Source organism: Streptomyces stoeckheimensis (assembly GCF_045822005.1).
GTDB classification, from domain to species: Bacteria; Actinomycetota; Actinomycetes; order Streptomycetales; family Streptomycetaceae; genus Streptomyces; species Streptomyces stoeckheimensis.
Map to the genome: position 1 here is coordinate 7,559,158 of NZ_CP169550.1, position 17,921 is coordinate 7,577,078.

17 protein-coding genes are annotated in these 17,921 nt (G+C 73.0%); 10 read left to right on the forward strand and 7 right to left on the reverse strand.

What is annotated here, in order from left to right; all coding sequences use genetic code 11:
• Positions 1-8: 8 nt before the first annotated feature.
• Positions 9-1,247: a MurT ligase domain-containing protein gene (locus tag ACE1OC_RS34340; protein WP_266876101.1), complete on the reverse strand. Its 1,239-nt coding sequence runs from the start codon at positions 1,245-1,247 to the stop codon at positions 9-11.
• A gap of 123 nt (positions 1,248-1,370) precedes the next feature.
• Here ACE1OC_RS34340 and def point away from each other — a divergent pair, with 123 nt between their 5' ends.
• Positions 1,371-1,934, forward strand: a complete 564-nt coding sequence (gene def, locus ACE1OC_RS34345; RefSeq protein ID WP_407840242.1) for a peptide deformylase — start codon at positions 1,371-1,373, stop codon at positions 1,932-1,934.
• A gap of 160 nt (positions 1,935-2,094) precedes the next feature.
• On the opposite strand, the gene ACE1OC_RS34350 is transcribed toward def, so the two are convergent.
• Positions 2,095-2,739 carry a TetR family transcriptional regulator gene (locus tag ACE1OC_RS34350; RefSeq protein ID WP_389692590.1) on the reverse strand — a complete coding sequence of 215 codons (645 nt, stop codon included), beginning with the start codon at positions 2,737-2,739 and terminating at the stop codon, positions 2,095-2,097.
• Between the two features lie 195 nt (positions 2,740-2,934).
• Between ACE1OC_RS34350 and ACE1OC_RS34355 the strand changes: the two genes are divergently transcribed.
• Positions 2,935-4,164 carry an acyl-CoA dehydrogenase family protein gene (locus ACE1OC_RS34355; protein WP_250740162.1) on the forward strand — a complete coding sequence of 410 codons (1,230 nt, stop codon included), beginning with the start codon at positions 2,935-2,937 and terminating at the stop codon, positions 4,162-4,164.
• Positions 4,165-4,235: 71 nt separating this feature from the next.
• Here ACE1OC_RS34355 and ACE1OC_RS34360 read toward each other — a convergent pair whose 3' ends face one another.
• The gene (locus tag ACE1OC_RS34360) at positions 4,236-5,042 is read right to left on the reverse strand and encodes an LppU/SCO3897 family protein (RefSeq protein ID WP_407840243.1); all 807 of its coding nucleotides are present in this window, start codon (positions 5,040-5,042) and stop codon (positions 4,236-4,238) included.
• A 65-nt stretch (positions 5,043-5,107) separates the two neighbouring features.
• Positions 5,108-5,545 (reverse strand): SRPBCC family protein, encoded by a 438-nt coding sequence (locus tag ACE1OC_RS34365; protein WP_407840244.1) that lies wholly within the window; start codon positions 5,543-5,545, stop codon positions 5,108-5,110.
• Between the two features lie 155 nt (positions 5,546-5,700).
• On the opposite strand from ACE1OC_RS34365, the gene ACE1OC_RS34370 reads away from it, so the two are divergent.
• The gene (locus tag ACE1OC_RS34370; RefSeq protein ID WP_250740159.1) at positions 5,701-5,886 is read left to right on the forward strand and encodes a DUF5999 family protein; all 186 of its coding nucleotides are present in this window, start codon (positions 5,701-5,703) and stop codon (positions 5,884-5,886) included.
• A gap of 170 nt (positions 5,887-6,056) precedes the next feature.
• Here ACE1OC_RS34370 and ACE1OC_RS34375 read toward each other — a convergent pair whose 3' ends face one another.
• Positions 6,057-8,078, reverse strand: a complete 2,022-nt coding sequence (locus ACE1OC_RS34375; protein WP_407840245.1) for an ATP-binding protein — start codon at positions 8,076-8,078, stop codon at positions 6,057-6,059.
• A gap of 167 nt (positions 8,079-8,245) precedes the next feature.
• Positions 8,246-9,250, reverse strand: coding sequence for a fibronectin type III domain-containing protein (locus ACE1OC_RS34380; RefSeq protein ID WP_407840246.1), 1,005 nt, complete (start codon positions 9,248-9,250; stop codon positions 8,246-8,248).
• A 175-nt stretch (positions 9,251-9,425) separates the two neighbouring features.
• On the opposite strand from ACE1OC_RS34380, the gene ACE1OC_RS34385 reads away from it, so the two are divergent.
• The 7 genes from ACE1OC_RS34385 to ACE1OC_RS34415 all read left to right on the forward strand — a co-directional run bounded on the left by ACE1OC_RS34385 (position 9,426) and on the right by ACE1OC_RS34415 (position 16,655).
• On the forward strand, positions 9,426-11,027 hold the full coding sequence (locus ACE1OC_RS34385) for an ABC transporter substrate-binding protein (protein ID WP_407840247.1): 1,602 nt from the start codon (positions 9,426-9,428) through the stop codon (positions 11,025-11,027).
• A 38-nt stretch (positions 11,028-11,065) separates the two neighbouring features.
• Positions 11,066-12,031, forward strand: coding sequence for an ABC transporter permease (locus ACE1OC_RS34390; RefSeq protein ID WP_407840248.1), 966 nt, complete (start codon positions 11,066-11,068; stop codon positions 12,029-12,031).
• Entirely contained in the window at positions 12,024-12,956 is a 933-nt protein-coding gene (locus ACE1OC_RS34395; protein ID WP_407840249.1) for an ABC transporter permease, read from the forward strand. Before ACE1OC_RS34390 ends, ACE1OC_RS34395 begins: the two co-directional genes overlap by 8 nt.
• Before the next feature lie 133 nt (positions 12,957-13,089).
• Positions 13,090-13,992, forward strand: coding sequence for an ABC transporter ATP-binding protein (locus ACE1OC_RS34400; RefSeq protein WP_407841772.1), 903 nt, complete (start codon positions 13,090-13,092; stop codon positions 13,990-13,992).
• Complete coding sequence (locus ACE1OC_RS34405; RefSeq protein WP_407840250.1) at positions 13,985-14,644, forward strand: ABC transporter ATP-binding protein; 660 nt, start codon at positions 13,985-13,987, stop codon at positions 14,642-14,644. The genes ACE1OC_RS34400 and ACE1OC_RS34405 overlap by 8 nt, the downstream gene beginning before the upstream one ends.
• Before the next feature lie 100 nt (positions 14,645-14,744).
• Positions 14,745-14,939: a hypothetical protein gene (locus tag ACE1OC_RS34410; RefSeq protein ID WP_274547633.1), complete on the forward strand. Its 195-nt coding sequence runs from the start codon at positions 14,745-14,747 to the stop codon at positions 14,937-14,939.
• Between the two features lie 147 nt (positions 14,940-15,086).
• Entirely contained in the window at positions 15,087-16,655 is a 1,569-nt protein-coding gene (locus tag ACE1OC_RS34415; RefSeq protein ID WP_407840251.1) for a hypothetical protein, read from the forward strand.
• Between the two features lie 81 nt (positions 16,656-16,736).
• Here ACE1OC_RS34415 and ACE1OC_RS34420 read toward each other — a convergent pair whose 3' ends face one another.
• Positions 16,737-17,867, reverse strand: a complete 1,131-nt coding sequence (locus tag ACE1OC_RS34420) for a PP2C family protein-serine/threonine phosphatase (protein WP_407840252.1) — start codon at positions 17,865-17,867, stop codon at positions 16,737-16,739.
• Between the last annotated feature and the right edge of the window lie 54 nt (positions 17,868-17,921).

The following is a 17,921-nucleotide window of genomic DNA, read 5'->3' on the forward strand; positions in this document are numbered from 1 at the left end:
TATGGGTACTAGTTGCCGACGCGGCGGCGCACGTCCTGGAAGGCGGTGTAGTTGGCGATCAGCTCGATCTGTCCGGGCGGCGCCAGCTGCACGGCCTCGTCGAGGGTCTCGCACACCCGGAAGTCCAGGCCGGCGACTTCCAGGCGGACCGCGAGGTCCAGCTTGCGGTCGCCGATCACGAAGATGGGGTGGCCGGCCAGGCGCGGGTAGTCCACGTCCCACAGCCACGAGGTGTCGGTACCGTCCGCACCGCGCGCGTTGACCGACAGGATCACCGGGGTCGGCGGCGGGTCGATGAGGGAGAACGTCTCCAGCCAGCCGGCCGGGTTCTTCGCGAGCAGCAGTCGCAGTTCGCGCCCCTGGAAGCTCACCACGTCGTAGCGTCCGGCGACGGCCTGCACCTGGTACATCCGCTCCAGCGCCACCTGCGGCGGAACGCCGAAGACGGCTGCCACGGCGGCCGAGGTGGCCGCGTTCGCCTTGTTGGCGCGGCCCGGGAGCTGGAGGCTGATCGGCCAGGCGCTGCCGTGCGGGTCGAGCACGTGGTCACCGGAGAGCACCCAGCTCGGGGTGGGACGCCGGAAACCGCACTCGCCGCAGAACCAGTCGTCGCCCGGGCGCTGCATGACGCCACCGCAGGAGGGGCACGACCAGGCGTCGTCCTTCCACTCCTGGCCGGCCGCGACCCACACCACGTTCTGCGAGGAGGAGGCGGCCCACACGATCAGCGGGTCGTCAGCGTTCGCGACGACGACCGCCTTGGAACCCGAGAGGCCCTCGCGCCACTTCTCCGCGAGCATGCGGGTCTCGGCGGCGCGGTCCAGCTGGTCGCGGGAGAGGTTCAGCAGGGCGATCACCTTGGGGGTGACGTCCCGGGCCACACCGGCCAGGTACTTCTCGTCCACCTCGATGACGCCGTAGCGGGCGTCCGAACCGCCCGCCAGGGCGGAGGTGATGCCCGCGGGCATGTTCGCGCCCAGCGCGTTGGAGACGACCGGGCCGCTGGCCCGCAGGGCCTCGGCGATCAGTCGGGTCGTCGTGGTCTTGCCGTTCGTCGCCGAGACGAGGACGACGTCGAGATGCTGCGCGAGCGCTCCGAGAAGATCGGGGTCGAGTTTGAGTGCGACCTTGCCACCGATCACCGATCCGCTTCCGCGTCCCGCGGCCCGCGACACCGCCGCCGCGGCCTTGCCCGCCGTCACGGCCAGCTTGGCCCGCGGCGAAAGCGGCTCTGTGTTGCCTGCCATCGTCCCTTGTCCTCCTTGCGTCGGTCGCCCCCAGCCTATCCATGACCTGCCCGCGCCCCGACCGCGGCGCCCCCGGTCTGCCGAAGATCTCCTCATATAGTCGCCCGTCGTACCCTTACGGCCATGCGACAGCGCCCCCTCCCCGGTACCTCCGGCATCGTCCGCACCATGAGCCTGCTGGGCGACCCGGTGCTCCATTCCGCTTGCGCGGAGGTCACCGAGTTCGGTCCGGCCCTCGACCGGCTCATCGAGGACATGTTCGCCACGATGTACGCCGCCCAGGGCGTCGGCCTCGCCGCGAACCAGATCGGCGTCGGGCAGCGGGTGTTCGTATACGACTGCCCCGACGACGAGGACGTCCGCCACGTCGGGCACATCGTCAATCCGCGGTTGGTTTCCGCCGAGGGGGACGAGTTCGCGGGTCCCGAGGGGTGTCTGTCCCTGCCGGGGCTGGAGGCGTCCACGGTCCGCTTCGACGAGGCCGTCGTCGAGGGCGTCACCTCGGACGGGGCGCCGGTGCGGGTGGCCGGGACCGGGTTCTTCGCGCGGTGCCTGCAGCACGAGTGCGATCACCTGGCCGGTGCGGTGTACGCGGAGCGGGTTACGGGGCTGCGGGCGCGCAAGCTGCGCAGGCAGATCCGGAAGACCGACTGGGGTCGGGCCGGGATCCACGCGCTGGAGGAGTGAGAGCCCGGCGGGGCCGGGGTTCCCGGGGCTCCGCCCCGGACCCCGCGCCTCAAACGCCGGCGAGGCTGGATTTGCCCCCGGCGGCGCCGGATTTGCCGGGCGCCCCGAGGCGGTTCCGCGGGGCTGGATGTGCCCCGGCGGCGGATGTGCCCGGTGGGGCCTAGAACCCCGGGCCGTCCGCGCGGTTGCCTGCCGTGGCGAGGCGGCCCCACAAGAGGTCGGTGAGGGCGCTGACCAGTTCCGTGCGTGCGCAGGGGCGTTCGCCGAGCCACCAGTCGCCCGCCGCGTGCATCATGCCGACGATGCCGTGGCCCCAGACCCGGGCCAGGCGTTCGCCGCCGGGGCCGAGGTCGACGCGTTCGCCGATCACCTGGGCCAGTTCCTCGCCGAGGCGGCGCAGCAGCGGGGCCGAGTGCAGGCCGACGTCGAAGCCGCGCTCCGGGGTCTGGGAGTCCTCGGCCGGGTGCATGAGGAAGCGGTAGACCTGGGGGCGTGCCTCGATCGCGGCGAGATAGGTGTCGAGGGTGGCCTCCACCCGGCTGCGCCGTTCGGCGGGTGCGTCGAGGGCCGCGCGCAGCGAGTCGAGCAGGGCGTCCGTGTGCCGGACGGCCAGGGCCTGGTAGAGGCCCGCCTTGTCGCCGAAGTGGCGGTAGAGGATGGGTTTGGTGATCCCCGCCTCCGCCGCGATGGCGTTCATGGACGCCTTGGGGCCGTCCCTGAGGACGACCCGGTCGGCGGCCTCCAGCAGCTCCCGCCGCCGGCGCTCGCCCGCTCCCGGCTCGCCGGACTGCCGTGTGGTCTCCATGCCGTGTCACTCCCCGCCCTTGCGATGTCCTGAGGCCCACGCAACGTAACACCCCGCACACCCTGGTGATCTCATCGGCGGTCCGTCATCGACGCTGCTTGACAGTGCTTACCGGCCGGTAACAGACTGGAGTCGAAGTAAGGGTTACCGCAGGTAACCTCTTGTGTGGCAGGCGAGACGAAAGTTGGAGGGGACATGGCGGAGTTCACCATGGAGCTGAACGACGACCAGAAGCAGGTGCGGGACTGGATCCACGGCTTCGCCGCCGACGTGATCCGCCCCGCGGCCGCGGAATGGGACGAGCGCGAAGAGACTCCGTGGCCCGTCATCCAGGAGGCCGCCAAGGTCGGCATCTACTCCCTCGACTTCTACGCCCAGCAGTTCTTCGACCCCACCGGCCTCGGCATCCCCATGGCCATGGAGGAGCTGTTCTGGGGTGACGCGGGCATCGCGCTGTCGATCGTCGGCACCGGACTCGCCGCCATCGGCGTCGTCGCCAACGGCACCGAGGAGCAGATCGGCACCTGGATCCCGCAGATGTACGGGACCCCCGACGACGTGAAGGTCGCCGCCTTCTGCTCCTCCGAGCCCGACGCCGGCTCCGACGTCGGCGCGATGCGCACCCGCGCCGTGTACGACCAGGCCACCGACGAATGGGTGCTCAACGGCACCAAGACCTGGGCGACCAACGGCGGCATCGCCAACGTCCACATCGTCGTGGCGGTCGTCGACCCGGAGCTGGGGACCAAGGGGCACGCCTCCTTCATCGTGCCGCCGAACACCCCGGGCCTCTCTCAGGGGCAGAAGTTCAAGAAGCACGGCATCCGCGCCTCGCACACCGCCGAGGTGGTCCTGGAGGACGTACGGATCCCCGGTTCCTGCCTGCTCGGCGGCAAGGAGAAGCTGGACGAGCGGCTCGCGCGGGCCCACGAGCGGGCCAAGGCGGGTGGCGGGGAGCGCGTGAAGAACGCGGCCATGGCCACCTTCGAGGCCTCCCGCCCCGCCGTCGGCGCCATGGCGGTCGGAACGGCGCGGGCCGCGTACGAGGTGGCGCTGGACTACGCGAAGACCCGTACGCAGTTCGGCCGGCCCATCATCGACAACCAGGGCGTCGCCTTCCAGCTCGCGGACATGCGGACCTCCATCGACGCGGCGCGGCTGCTGGTGTGGCGGGCCTCCTGGATGGCGGTCGCGGGCAAGCCCTTCACCTCGGCCGAGGGTTCGATGTCCAAGCTGTTCGCGAGCGAGACCGCCAAGAAGGTCACCGCCCAGGCGGTCCAGATCCTCGGCGGCAACGGCTTCACCCGGGAGTACCCGGTGGAGCGCATGCACCGCGACAGCGCGATCTACACGATCTTCGAGGGCACCAGCGAGATCCAGCGCCTGGTGATCGCCCGCACCCTCTCGGGCATGCCGATCCGCTAGCGCGGGGCCGGAAAGCGAAGGGCCCCCGGCGGCACGAGGCGCCGGGGGCCCTTCCGCTGCCGGTCGCCCGGTCAGTGCAGCGGCGTCAGGCAGTAGAGGACGGTGCCTTCGGGGCTGTAGGCCGGCAGGGCCAGGAAGTCGCCGGGGGCGCAGGTCCCGCCCGGGGCCAGTGAGGGGCGGGTGGCGCGGTACTGGGCGTCCGGTGAGGCGCAGTCGGTGACGAGGAGCTTCTGGTGGCTCCAGTCGCCCTCGTTGCGGACGCACTGCCCCGACACCAGCGGGTGCGGGGCGTCGTCCCCGGCCAGCACGCCGATCAGGATCAGGGTGGGGATCGCCAGGAGGAGGAAGAGGGCCGGCACCAGGAAGAACAGTGCGGCCGGCCGGCGGCGCAGCGGCTTGCCCGGGTCGAGCGGGGGCCGGTGGCCGCCCGTCGGGGGAGCGAGTCGGCGGAAGGCCGCGCGCGGGCCGAGGTTGAGCAGCAGGGTGACCGGCGTGATGAACAGCGACAGGGGACCCCACCAGCCCTGCCACAGGGTGTCCGAGGACATGCGGCGGTAGGTGGCGAGCCCGCAGTCCCGGCAGAACGGCCCCCGCAGGCTCAGGAACCGCATCAGCACGATCATCCCCTGATGGCCGCGCACGGTCGCCTCGGCCGCCGGACCGGCCCCGCAGAGCCTGCAGCCGTACGAGGGCTGCGGCGCGGCCCAGGAGCCGTACGGACCCGGCTGCGGCGGCACGTGCGGCGCGTGGCCCGCGTGCCGGCCGTAGGGGCCCGCGGACTGCGGCGGTGCGTACGGGCCCGCCGGCCCGGGCTGCTGCGGCTGGAGGGCCGCGTACGGGCCGTACGGGCCTGCCTGCGGAGGTGGCGGGGTGGCCACGAGGATCCCCCTCGGTCGCGCGGTGATCACCCGGTGCGGTGACGGGGGAACCTTAACCGCGCTGCTCAGGGCCGCAGCAGGCGGTCCAGGGCGCGGGTGAAGAAGAGGCGGGCGGCCGCCGCCACCAGGGGGTCGAAGGGGCGGCCCAGGCCGCTTACGCGCAGTTCCTCGCGCCATTCGGCCTCGCAGCCGCCCCGGGGCGAGGGGCGGAGCTCGATCTCCGCCCGGCCCCGCACCACGCGCCCGTGTTTGACGAGCCGGACCAGTCCCGCCGAGCCGTCCCGAGGGGGCCGCCAGAGGGTGACTTCCATGGGGTCGTCGAACGTGATCCTCCCCACGCCCGTACGCATGGTGAAACGGCTTCCGGTGTGCGTGGGAGGCGGCGTTTCGATGATCGCCCGGGTGAGCGGGACGGCGGCGCCGTGGCGTTCCCAGTCCGTCAGCCTCCTCCACGCCTCCTCGGGGTCGAGAAGTGTGTGGCGAATGATCCGGATAGCGGGCATGAGCGCATCGTAAGCGGGCATACACACCCTGAACTGGGCGGCGAATATGGGTTCCGCCCGGGGGTGGCGATCAGTAATACTCACCGCCACCGTGGATCGCGGATTCGACCGGGTGACCACCGGCCTTCCCGCCCCACTCTGCGAGGAGGTGCGCCATGTGCTCCCACCAGCCCCCCTGCCCGTCCGCCGACAGCGTCGATCATGACGCCGCACGCACCGTGGCCTTCCACCCCGAACAGGGCTGGAACCTGCTCTGCAACGGCGCCGTGGTATTCGACGACACAGGTGAACTGCTCCCCGACGGCCGCACGGTGGAACCCCGCCGCCCGGCCCTGGTCTGAGCGAGGAGGCAGCATGCGCCAGCAGCTGATCCGAAAGCCCGTTCCCAAGCCCGCACCCCGAGACCTGGATCTGCGCACACCGTCGGGCAGACCCCTCCCGTACTGACGGGAGCCCAGGAGTTACGCCACGGCGCCACCGGCCCGGCCCGGCCCCCTGCACGGGGTGGGCCTCAGCCGGTGGACGCCGCCGCCCCGCCCAGGAAGGCGCTTTCGTACGCCTCGTCGCCGATCGCCGCCCTGGCCTGCCGTTCGCCTTCGTCGCGCACCGCCGTGAGCGACGGGGAGCCCATCTGCGGCCGGCCCACCGTGCGCCACCAGGCGTGCCCCGTGCCCAGCAGCCGGGCCGCCAGCTCGCCGTCTCCCATGGCCGCCACCGCCGCCGCCAGCAGGTCGAGACCGAGCGCGATCCCGAAGCGGTCGCCCAGCAGCCGTTTGCCCGACAGCATCGCCCGCGCGTGCCGGGCCGCCTCCCCGTGGTGGCCGAGCCCGAACGCAGCCACGGCCAGGATGTAGTCCGCGTACGCCCGCAGCCAGCGCTCGCCCAGCTCCGTGCAGGCCTCGCGCAGGCCCCGGGCCTCCCGCTCGGCCTCCTCGAAGCGCCCGAGGTCGCACAGCGCGTAGCCGGTGGCCAGCCGGCACAGCAGCCAGCCCACGCCGGTGGGTCTCCCGCCGTGGCCCCCGCGGGCCCGGGGTCCGGCGAGCGCCAGGGCCCGTACGGGATCGCCGGGCATCAGCACCGACACCGCGTGCAGGTACGCGGCGCGCAGCTCCGGCTCCGGGTCGGCCAGCGTGGCCGCGGAGGCGGTGCACGCCTTGCCGAGCTCCTCGGCCGTGGCCAGGTCGCCCTGGAGCAGGGTGGTGAGCCCCAGGGCCCACAGGGCCTGGACGTACGCGGCCCCCGAGCGCGGGCCCCGGCTCAGGGCCCGTTCCAGGAAGGACCGGCCCTCGTTGACGTGGCCGCAGGAGAACCAGAAGAACCAGAGCGCGCCGGCCGTCTCCAGGGCCGCCGTCGGATCCGAGCGGAGCAGGTGTTCCAAGGCGGTGCGCAGCTGTGCGTGCTCGGCGGTCATCCTGCGGTACCAGTCCACCTGGCCGGGCCCCATCCACCCCGGATCGGCGGCCTTCGAGAGCGCGGCGTACCAGTGGGCGTGCCGGTCGGCGACGACCCGCTCCTCGCCGAGTTCCGCCAGCCAGTCCTGTCCGTACTCGCGGATCGTGTCCAGCAGCCGGTAGCGGGCGCCCGCGCCCCGTTCCCGGCTGCACCGGACCACCGACTTCGCCACCAGGCCCGCCAGCACCCGCTCCACCCGCGCGGCGGGCAGGGGGCCGCCCGAGCACACCGCGCGCGCCGCGGCGACGTCGAAGTCCCCGGTGAAGACCGACAGCCGGGCCCACAGCAACCGCTCGACCGGTTCGCACAGTTCGTGGCTCCAGCCGATGGCGGTGCGCATCGTCTGGTGCCGGGGGAGCCGGGCGGCGGTGGTGCCGGAGAGCAGGTCGAAGCGGCCTTCGAGGCGCTGCGTCATCTGCTCCAGGGTCCAGAGCCGCATCCGGGCGCCGGCCAGTTCGAGGGCGAGGGGGATCCCGTCCAGGCGGCGGCAGATGTCGGCGGCGAGGGCCACCCGGTCCGGGTCGGCGAAGGCGGCCGCGGCGTGCGGGGTGGCGGCGAGGGCGCGGGCCCGGAACAGGGCGAGGGCGTCGCTGTCGGGTCCGTCGCTGGGCAGCGGGCTGACCTCGACGAGGTGCTCCCCGGAGGTGCGGAGCGGCTCGCGGGTGGTGATCAGCACCGTCAGGCCCGGTGCGGACTGCAGGAGTTCGCCCACCAGGTGCCGGCAGGCGGCCACCAGGTGCTCGCACGTGTCGAGGACGATCAGCAGTTCCTTGTCGGCCATCCACGCGCACAGTTCCTCGTCCAGGGGGCGCGGGGACTGGTGGGCGAGGCCGATGGTGTGCGCGACGGTGGCGGTGAGCAGGTCGACGTCGCGCAGCGGGGAGAGCTCCACCCACCACACCCCGTCGGGCCTGCGCTGGCGGGGGTCGGCGGCGGCCCGCAGGGCCAGCCTGGACTTGCCGACGCCGCCGACGCCCGTGAGCGTCACGAGCCGCCGATCGCGCAGCAGGTCGGACAGGAGGCCTAGTTCACGCTCGCGGCCCACGAAGCTCGCCGTTTCCGGCGGCAGGTTTCCCGGCACGGCGCCAGAGTCTGGCGCAGGATCGCCGTCCGCGGAATCTGCCTGATTGTTGTTGACCGAGTACTCACCGAACACGGGAGTATTCTGCGCGATCTTCTTTCCCCGTAGTGTCGTTCGGGCCAGATCGGAACGAACGGGTTGTCAGAACCTGCTCCGCCACGCGGGGTTCAGGAGGCCAGGACGATCCGCCGCTCGGCGGAGAAGGCCCCCCAGGTGCCGTCGGGGAGCCGCGCCCGGAGCTTCACGGTCCATACGGTTCCGGGCGGTTCGGCGACCGTGAGGCGGTGCTCCGCCCGGCCGGCCGGGACGGCGCCCGCGCCGAACTGGATGACGGTGGTGGGGCGGCCGTTGACGTAGAGCTCGTACTCGCTGGTCTCCCGGCCGGTCGCCGGGGCGGTCCAGGCGAGGGTCACCGCGCCCGGTGAGGCGGCCGCGGTGAAATCGGCCGGGGCGGTGCCGGTCCGCTGCCCGGGCCCGGGCGGGGTGGTCACGTCGGCGGCGGGGCCGGCGGGGGAGGAGTTGTCGGCGCCGTCGCGGGCCTTGACGGTGAAGGTGTACACGCTGTCGGGCCGGAGGTCCTCCAGGACCGTCGTGGTGACGCCGGGGCCGACCGTGTGGATGCGGGCGTCGCCCTGGTAGACGTCGTACGCGGTGACGCCCGTGTCGTCGGTGGCCGTGGCCCAGGTCAGCCGGGCGGAGGTGGGCCCGAGGGCCCGGCCGTCCGTGCGGGGCGGGGCGGTCGGGGGCAGCCGGTCCTCGGCCTTGGCGGCGGGAGTGGTGGCCGAGGCCGTCGCACCGGCGGGGGAGGTGTTCCCCGCGGCGTCCCGGGCGCGGACCGTGAACGCGTAGGCCGTCTGCGGGGCGAGGCCGGTGATGTCCGTCATCGTCTTGTCGGCGGGCAGTTCCCGGACCAGGCGGTCCGCCTGGAAGACGAGGAAGGAGGTCACCCCGTCGGAGGGCGCGGGCGACTGCCACATGACGTGCACCGTGGTGGCGCTGCCGGCCTGGGCCGTGAGTCCGGCCGGGGCCGCCGGGGGCGTGGTGTCGGAGGCTCCGCACGCCGACAGCAGGGCCGCAAGGGCCAGGGCGAGGGCGGGAGTTGCCCCGCGTACGGACGGCCGCCGGAAGGGGTGCGGGGGGTGCGGCGCGGTGCGGGGTGCGGGGTCGTGCACGGCGGGCGCCCTCTTCTCCCGGCTCCTCGGAAAGGTCTAGACATATATGGCACGCTCCGCGGCGGCCGGGCAAGACCCCTGCGGCCCCTTCCCGCCGACGGTGCCCGGTTCGTGTTCTCCCGTCCCCGTCTGGCATTATTGCGAGCTCTTTGCAATAACGAAGGAAGTGCACCAGATGAAGGCCCGGACCGTACGGGGAATGGCCGGGGCGACCGCGGCCGCGGTGATCGTCACGGGCGCGGCGGCCTGCTCGAACCCCGGGGGAGGTGCCGCGGCGGGTGCCGGGGCGGCCGACTCCGCCGTGGTCGGCATAGCCACCGAGCCCGAGAGCCTCAGCCCGCTGCTGGGCTACGGCAAGGACGGCAACTCGAAGATCTTCGACGGACTGCTGGCCCGCGACGCGGACATGAAGCTGAAGCCCGCGCTGGCCCGTGCGCTCCCGGAGGTCTCCTCGGACGGGCTCACGTACACCTACGCGCTCCGCCCGGGCGTGCGCTTCAGCGACGGGCAGCCCTTCGGTTCCAAGGACGTCGTCTTCACCTACAAGGCGATCCTCGACGCGAAGACGAACAACGCGTCCAAGTCCGAGCTCGACGCGATCGCGGACGTCACGGCGCGGGGAGACGACGCCGTCGTCTTCACCCTGAAGTACCCCTACGCCCCCTTCGCCGAGCGGACCGTCCTGCCCATCGCCCCCGAACACCTCGCGGGCGGACAGGACGTCAACAGCGGCGAGTTCACCACCAAGCCCGTCGGCACCGGACCGTACGTGCTCACCGCCTGGTCCAAGGGCGAGAAGCTGAGCTTCAAGGCCAACCCGACCTACTGGGGCGGCGAGCCCGCGGTGAAGAAGTTCACCATGGCGGTCATCAAGGACGACGACGTGCGCGCCACCCGGCTGCGCTCCGGCGAGCTGGACGGGGCAGTCCTGCCGCCGAACCTGGCCAAGGGGTTCGCGGCCGACAAGGCGCTCAAGAACTACGCGGCCACGACCTACGACTACCGCCAGGTCACCCTGCCGACGGAGCACCCCGTCACCGGTGACACGGCCGTGCGCCAGGCCCTGGACATCGCCGTGGACCGGGACACGATGGTGGACAAGCTCCTGGAAGGCGCGGGCAAGGCCGCCTACGGCCCGGTCCCGACCGGCAGCCCCTGGTTCACCGCCGGCACGGAACGCCCGTACGACCTCGCCATGGCCAAGGAGATCCTCGACGACGCCGGCTGGATCCCCGGCGCCGACGGCATCCGAGCCAAGGACGGGATCCGCGCCGCCTTCCCGCTCTGGTACCCCTCGGGCGACAAGCTCCGCCAGGAGCACGCCCTCGCCTTCGCCTCCGACGCCAAGAAGGCCGGCATCCAGGTCACCACCGAGTCCGGCAGCTGGGAGGTCATCGAGCCCCGGATGAAGACCGACGCCGTCCTCGCGGGCGGCGGCTCCCCGGCCGACCCGGACTTCGACCAGTACCTGACGCTGAACTCCGCGCTCGCGGGCGACGGCTTCAACAACATGGCCCGGTACGACAACCCGGCCGTCGACAAGGCGCTGCTCGACGGCCGCCGCAGCGCGGACCCGGCCGTGCGCAAGGCCGCGTACGACACGGTCCAGCGCGAGCTCGTCAAGAACCCGGGCTACGTCTACCTCACCCACATCGACCACCTCTACGTCGTGGCGGACAAGTGGGACGGGCCCACCACCCAGGTGGAGCCGCACGACCACGGCCTGGGAACCGGCCCCTGGTGGAACGTCGAGAGCTGGAAGCCGAAGCAGAAGTGAGCCGTCTCCACCGTCTCCACCGTCTTCCGTGGGGGCCGATGGCGCGCATGGCGGGGCGGCGGACCCTGTTCGCCGGGCCGGTGCTGCTCGTCGTGACCTTCGGGGTGTTCGCGGTCGCCGCGCTGTCGCCCTTCGACCCCGTCAAGGCCTACGCCGGCACCGCCGGGCTCACCGCCTCCCAGGCCGGACTCGACCAGTTGCGGGTCAACCTCGGGGTGGACCAGCCCCTGCTCGCGCGCTGGTGGGAGTGGCTCACCTCGGCACTGACCGGTGACCTCGGCACCTCCGCCGTGATGCGCCAGCCCGTCTCCGACGTCATCGCCGAGCGGCTCGGCTGGTCGGCCCTGCTCGCGGTGTGCGCCTTCGCCTTCGCCGTCCTGCTGGGCACCGGGCTCGGCGTCCTGGCCGCACGCCGGCCGGGCGGGCGCCTGGACCGGGCCGTCTCCGGGCTCGCGTACACCCTCGAAGCGGCCCCGGCCTTCTGGCTGGGCCTGCTCGCCGTCTGGTTCTTCTCGGTGCGCCTGGGCGTGCTGCCGTCCGGCGGCCTCACCGACGCGGGCAGCGACGTGGTCACCGCCGGGCAGGTGGCCCGCCACCTGGTGCTGCCCGCGCTGGTCCTCGGCATCTCCCAACTGCCCTGGTTCTTCCTGTACGTCCGGCAGGGCGTGGCCGACGCGCTGGAGGAGGATCCCGTACGGGGAGCCCGCGCGCGGGGCCTGGGGGAGCGGCGGGTGCTGCTCGGCCACGGGCTGCGTTCGGGCATGCTCCCGATGCTGACCCTGATCGGCTCACGGGTGCCGGAGCTGATCACCGGCGCGCTCCTGGTGGAGACCGTCTTCAGCTGGCCCGGCATCGCCGCGGCCACCGTCGAGGCCGCGACCTCGGTGGACTTCCCGCTGCTGGCCGCGCTGACGGTGCTGGCCACGGCGGCCGTGCTCGCCGGGAACCTGCTGTCCGACCTGCTCTACGGACTGGCGGACCCGAGGGTGGGCTTCGATGGCTGATACCGCTCACCCGACCGACGTGACGGACCCGACCGACGCGACGGACACGACCGGCGCGACCGGAGCGAGGCTCTGGAGGTCCCACGGCCGCGACCGGAGCTCCACCCGGAACCTGCGGGTGCGGACCTCGGCGGTCATCGTCGTCCTCATCGCGCTGGCGGTGCTGCTCGTGCCGCCGCTGGTCCAGCTCGACCAGCAGGCCGTCGACTTGTCGGCAAAGCTGCTGCCGCCCTCCTGGGCCCATCCCTTCGGCACCGACGACGTGGGCCGCGACCTGCTGCTGCGCTGCGTGTACGGGCTGCGCGTCTCGCTGCTGGTCGGGCTGGTGGCGGCGCTGGTCGCCACCGTCCTCGGCACGGCGGTCGGCGCGCTCGCCGGAGCGCTCGGCGGGTGGCCGGACCGGTGCCTCATGCGCGTGGTGGACGCGCTGTCCTCGATCCCGCACCTGTTGCTCGGCATCTTCATCGTGGCGATGTTCCGGCCGGGCGTGTGGCCGGTGGTCGTCTCGGTGGCGCTGACCCACTGGCTGTCCACGGCCCGCATCGTCCGCGCGGAGGTGCTCTCGCTGCGCTCGCGACCCTATCTGGACGCGGCCCTCTCGGGCGGCGCCTCGCGGTGGCGGGTGACCGTACGCCACCTCGTGCCCGGAGTCCTGCCGCAGGCCGGGCTCGCCGCCGTGCTGATGGTCCCGCACGCCATGTGGCACGAGTCGGCCCTGTCCTTCCTGGGCCTCGGCCTGCCGGCGCACCAGGCGAGCCTGGGCAATCTGGTCCAGACGGCCCGCGGTTCGCTGCTCGCCGGCGACTGGTGGCCCACGCTCTTCCCCGGGCTCCTCCTGATCGTCCCGACCCTGGCCATCGCCGGCCTCGCGGGCGCCTGGCGCGAGCGCCTCAACCCCCGCCGCCGCTCGGAGCTCAGCCTGTGAAGGAGCTCAGCCTGTGAAGAACCCCGTCCCTCCGGGACCGAAGCCGGCGTCGGCACCCGTGCCCGCGCCGGAGTCCGTGCTGGAGACCGCCCGGCCCGTGCTCGCCCTGGACCGGCTCTCCGTGCGCTTCCGCATGCGCGGCGGCCGGTACGTCGCGGCCGTCACCGACGCCACGCTCGCCTTGGCCCCCGGCGAGTGCCTCGCCCTCGTCGGCGAGAGCGGCTGCGGCAAGTCCGTGCTCGCCTCCGCCCTCCTCGGCCTGCTCCCCGGCAACGCCGAGACCGCCGGCGCGGCCCGGCTCGCCGACGGGACCGACCTGCTCGCCCTGGACGAGCGCACCCTCGCCCGGACCGTACGGGGCCGCCGCGTCGCCCTGGTCCCGCAGAGCCCCGCCGCGCACCTCACCCCGGTCCGCACCATCCGCTCCCACCTGGAGGAAACGGTCCGCGAACTGACCGGGGCCGCCGGACGCAAGTCCAGGGCGCAGCTGCGGGAAGCCGCCGAAGCCGCGGCCGAGCGGGCGTCGTTCCCCGCCACCCACCTGGACCGCCATCCCCACGAACTCTCCGGCGGGCTCGCTCAGCGCGCCGCCACCGCACTCGCGCTGATCGGCGACGCACCCCTGCTGCTCGCCGACGAGCCGACCACGGGCCTCGACCGGGACCTCGTCGACCGCACCGTCGACGAGCTGCGCGCCCACACCCGGGAGGCCGGCCGGGCGCTGCTGATGATCACGCACGACCTCGCGGCCGCCCACCGCATCGCCGATACCGTGGCCGTCATGTACGCGGGCCGCATCGTGGAAACGGCCCCCGCCGGAGCCTTCTTCGGCGCTCCGGGCCCCCGCCACCCCTACGCGCGCGGGCTCCTCGACGCCCTCCCCGAGCGGGCCTTCGCCCCCGTCCGGGGCGTCCCGCCCGAACTCGGCGCGCTCCCGGCCGGCTGCGCCTTCGCCGCCCGCTGTCCGCGCGCCGATTCCCGCTGCCGGGCCGAGCGGCCCCCGCTCACCGAAGGGGTGGCCTGCCACCATGCTTGAGCTCACCGGCATCACCGCCGGCTACGACCGCCGCACCCCCGTCGTACGCGGAGCCCACCTGAGCCTCGCCCCCGGCGCCTCCCTCGGACTGCTCGGCCCCAGCGGCTGCGGCAAGTCCACCCTGGCCAGGGTCGCCGCACTGCTGCACCGCCCCGACCGGGGAACCGTGGCCTTCGACGGCCGCGCCGTGGCCGGCTTCCGGCACCGCGCGCCGCGCGCCCTGCGCACCTCGGTCGGCATGGTGTTCCAGCAGCCCCGGCTGGCGGCGGACCCCCGGCTCACGCTGCGCGAGCTCGTCGCCGAACCGCTGCGGGCGACCGGACGGCGCGGCGAAGTCGACGCCACCGTCCCCGCGTTGGCGGACCGGGTCGGCCTGGGCGCCGACCTGCTCGACCGGCGGCCCCACGAGGTCAGCGACGGGCAGCTGCAACGGGCCTGCGTGGCACGGGCCCTGGTGCTGCGACCGCGCTGGCTGGTGTGCGACGAGATGACCGCCATGCTCGACGCGTCGACCACGGCCGCGCTGGTCGGCGTAGTGGAGGAGTACCGGGCGGAGTCAGGGGCGGGGCTGCTGGCGGTGGGGCACGATGCCGTGCTGCTCGGGCGCTGGTGCGGGCGAACGGTCCACTGGGACGAGATCGTCAAGGACTGAGCACCGGTCACGGACCGTCAACACCCGTTTGGCGGACACGAGTTTCGCCCGAAGGGCCCTCCCGCTGCGCCACCATGGCGGCGCGTAAGGAGGTGTTCCGATGGTGATCTCCCTCTCCGTCCTCGTCCTGCTCCTCGTCCTCGCGTGGATCTTCCTGCGCGGTGGCGGCCTCAAGCTGTCGCACGCGCTCGTCTGCGTCCTGCTCGGCTTCTACCTCGCGAGCAGCAGCCTCGCGCAGACCATCCACAACGGGGTCTCGGCCACGGCGAACGTGGTCAGCGGCTTCAAGCCCTGATCTTCGAAGGCGAGTTGATCAACTGTTGCGCCTTCGTGAATCATCCGGCTCTTCCATGGACTCCTCAGGCAGTGCGATCTAGCGTCTGGCCGCGGCGCGATGTCATACGCAATGTCAATAAAGCTGAGGACAAGGGAGGAAGTCCGGATGTTCCGAAGAGCGCTGAACTGCGCCGTGGCACCCGCTCTCGCCGCATGTGCGGTGTTGTACGGGGTCTCGCCGGCCGCCGCCGAGGAGATACCCCTGGCACCGGGCCACCGTCTGGTCAGCCATTACGACGGCGCCCCGGCCGCGGCGGCGCCGCTGCCCGGCGAGGCCCCGCCGCAGCACCCCTTCCTCGCGCCCAACGGCCGCAGCGGCATGCACTCCGACGCGGCGGGCAGCGCCACCTCGCCCTGGTCCGGCCCGCTCGGCAAGAACCCGAAGGTGACCAGCGAGAAGATCGCCGCCCTCGGCGGCGAATGCGCCACCGCCACCTTCGACTCGGGCGGCCGGCTGGTCACGGTGTGCGGCACCTTCGGCGGCTTCAAGGTCAAACTGCTGGACCCCCGTACGCTCGCCACGCTCGCGGAGCACCAGCTCCCGCAGCGTTCTTCGACGGTCCAGGCGATCACCTCGCTCGACTTCTCGAAGATCTTCAAGGACACCTCGGGCGGCGCCTACTTCTACCTGGACAACCAGGACCGGGCGGTGCTGGCCGACTCCCGCCAGCACATCCTGAGGCTCTCTCACGTCCAGAACGCGGACGGCGGCTGGCAGTTCAAGGTGGACGACGACTGGGACCTCACCGGCCAGGTCCCGCACGACTGCGTCGACTGGACCAACCTGTGGCCCACCGGCACCTGTGACCCGGTCACCTCGGTGATGCCCGACTGGAACGGCCGCATCTGGTGGGTCACCCGCCAGGGCCGCGTCGGCACCGTGGACCCGGCGACCTCGGTGATCCGCTCGATCCGGCTGGCGGGCGAGGAGATCCAGAACTCCTTCTCGGTCGGCGAGGACGGCGTCTCCATCGTCACCGACCACGCGCTCTACAGCTTCACCGCCTCCGCCGACGGCACCCCCGTCGCGCAGTGGCGCCAGACCTACGACCGCGGTACGGGAACCAAGCCCGGCTCGGTCAACCAGGGCTCGGGCACCACCCCGGACCTCTTCGGCAACGGCTACGTCGCCATCACCGACAACGCCGACGACCGGATGAACGTGCTGGTCTTCAAGCGGGGCCTGGACGTGCCCGACGGGCAGCGGCTGGTGTGCAAGGTCCCGGTCTTCGGATCGGGCGCCTCGACCACCGACAACTCCCTGATCACCTGGGGCAACAGCATCGTCGTCGAGAACAACTACGGCTACGAGAACGTCACGTCGCTGGTCCTCGGCAAGTCGGTCGTCGGGGGCGTCAGCCGCATCGACGTCCGCGCCGACGGAAGCGGCTGCGACACGGTCTGGCAGAGCGCGATCCGCTCGCCCTCCGTGGTCCCCAAGCTCTCCACCGCGAACGGGCTGCTCTACTTCTACGAGAAGGAGCCGAACTTCTGGGGGATCGACGCCTGGTACCTCACGGCCGTCGACTTCCGCACCGGTGAGCGCCGCTGGCGCCAGCTGACCGGCACCGGCCCGCTGTACGACAACAACTGGGCCCCGATCACGCTGGGCCCCGACGGGACGGCCTACGTCGGCGTCTTCAACGGCATCGTCGCGGTCCGCGACGGCGGCTGAGTCACCGCGGGGGCCCGTCCACCGGACGGGTCCCCGCTCAAGGTGGCAGGCCTCCCGGCTCACGGCAGCCGGCCTCCCCGCTCACGGCAGCGGGCCGACGCGCTCGATGGCCACCATCGCCGCGTCGTCGCCCAGGAGGCCGTTCGGAGTGTGGGCGAGGAGGTCCGCGCACAGGTGGCGCAGGAGGGCTTCGGGGCCGTCTCCGTGCCGGTCGGCGGCCCGCTCCGGAAGCGGGTAGAAGGCCCCCGACGCGTCACGGGCCTCGATGACGCCGTCCGTGTACAGCAGGACCACGTCCCCGGGCTCGAAGGGGAAGGACTGCGGGGTGAAGCCGGTGTCCGCGAACTCGGACAGTCCCAGCGGCGGAGCCGGATGGTCCACCTGGAGGGGGACGACGCGGCCCGCGCGCAGCAGGAGCGGCGGCGGGTGCCCGCAGCTGACCAGCCGCAGCGAAGGCTCCCCGTCGGGAACGTCGAGCACGGCCGCGGTGGTGAACCCCTCGTCCGGCCGCCCGGGGCCGTCCGAGCCCCGGTCCGGGTCGGCGGCCACGGCGGCCTCCAGATAGCCCACGAGCCCCGGCAGGTCGGCCTCCAGGTGGGCGGCGGCCCGGAAGGCGCCGAGGACGACCGAGGCCTCCCCGACCGCCTCCAGCCCCTTGCCGCGGACGTCGCCGATGATCAGCCGGGTGCCGTCGGCGGTGCGGGCGGCCGCGTACAGGTCGCCGCCGATCTGGGCCTCGGCCTCCGCCGACAGGTACACGGAGGCGATCCGCAGCGGGCCCATCCGGTCGCGCAGCGGTCGTAGGACCACCTGCTGCGCCGCGACCGCCACGGAACGCAGCTGGGTGAGCTGCCGCTCGTGCACCTCGCGCAAGTGTGCGAAGAAGGTGACGAAGGCCGAGATCAGGACGAGGGCGATGATCTGGAACGTGTGGTTGAGGTCCGTCAGGGAGGTCCGGGCGATGGCCACGCCCACCTGTGCGAGGACCGCCACGGCACCGACGAACCCGGTCGTGCGCGGCCCGGCGAAGGAAGCGGTGAGGGCCGGGGCGGCCACCAGGAAGGGGCCCAGGTGGACCTCCGGCGGGGCCAGCACGTCGACCACCGTGACCACGGCGATCAGCGCGAAGGGGACCGACAGCAGCACCGCGCGCGATTCCCGGAACCTGCTGGAGCGTCGGTGCGTCGGTGGGTGCGTCGCGGAGGGGGCCATGCCACCTGCATACACCGCACACGGCCGGGCGGCACCCGCTCCGGCCGTGGGGCC

Excerpts from the sequence above, each read along its gene's own strand:
- ACE1OC_RS34340 (WP_266876101.1), bottom strand. The coding sequence starts at position 1,247 with ATGGCAGGCAACACAGAGCCGCTTTCGCCGCGGGCCAAGCTGGCCGTG.
- def (WP_407840242.1), top strand. The coding sequence starts at position 1,371 with ATGCGACAGCGCCCCCTCCCCGGTACCTCCGGCATCGTCCGCACCATG.
- ACE1OC_RS34350 (WP_389692590.1), bottom strand. The coding sequence starts at position 2,739 with ATGGAGACCACACGGCAGTCCGGCGAGCCGGGAGCGGGCGAGCGCCGG.
- ACE1OC_RS34355 (WP_250740162.1), top strand. The coding sequence starts at position 2,935 with ATGGCGGAGTTCACCATGGAGCTGAACGACGACCAGAAGCAGGTGCGG.
- ACE1OC_RS34365 (WP_407840244.1), bottom strand. The coding sequence starts at position 5,545 with ATGCCCGCTATCCGGATCATTCGCCACACACTTCTCGACCCCGAGGAG.
- ACE1OC_RS34370 (WP_250740159.1), top strand. The coding sequence starts at position 5,701 with ATGTGCTCCCACCAGCCCCCCTGCCCGTCCGCCGACAGCGTCGATCAT.
- ACE1OC_RS34385 (WP_407840247.1), top strand. The coding sequence starts at position 9,426 with ATGAAGGCCCGGACCGTACGGGGAATGGCCGGGGCGACCGCGGCCGCG.
- ACE1OC_RS34390 (WP_407840248.1), top strand. The coding sequence starts at position 11,066 with ATGGCGCGCATGGCGGGGCGGCGGACCCTGTTCGCCGGGCCGGTGCTG.
- ACE1OC_RS34395 (WP_407840249.1), top strand. The coding sequence starts at position 12,024 with ATGGCTGATACCGCTCACCCGACCGACGTGACGGACCCGACCGACGCG.
- ACE1OC_RS34400 (WP_407841772.1), top strand. The coding sequence starts at position 13,090 with ATGCGCGGCGGCCGGTACGTCGCGGCCGTCACCGACGCCACGCTCGCC.
- ACE1OC_RS34405 (WP_407840250.1), top strand. The coding sequence starts at position 13,985 with ATGCTTGAGCTCACCGGCATCACCGCCGGCTACGACCGCCGCACCCCC.
- ACE1OC_RS34410 (WP_274547633.1), top strand. The coding sequence starts at position 14,745 with ATGGTGATCTCCCTCTCCGTCCTCGTCCTGCTCCTCGTCCTCGCGTGG.
- ACE1OC_RS34415 (WP_407840251.1), top strand. The coding sequence starts at position 15,087 with ATGTTCCGAAGAGCGCTGAACTGCGCCGTGGCACCCGCTCTCGCCGCA.
- ACE1OC_RS34420 (WP_407840252.1), bottom strand. The coding sequence starts at position 17,867 with ATGGCCCCCTCCGCGACGCACCCACCGACGCACCGACGCTCCAGCAGG.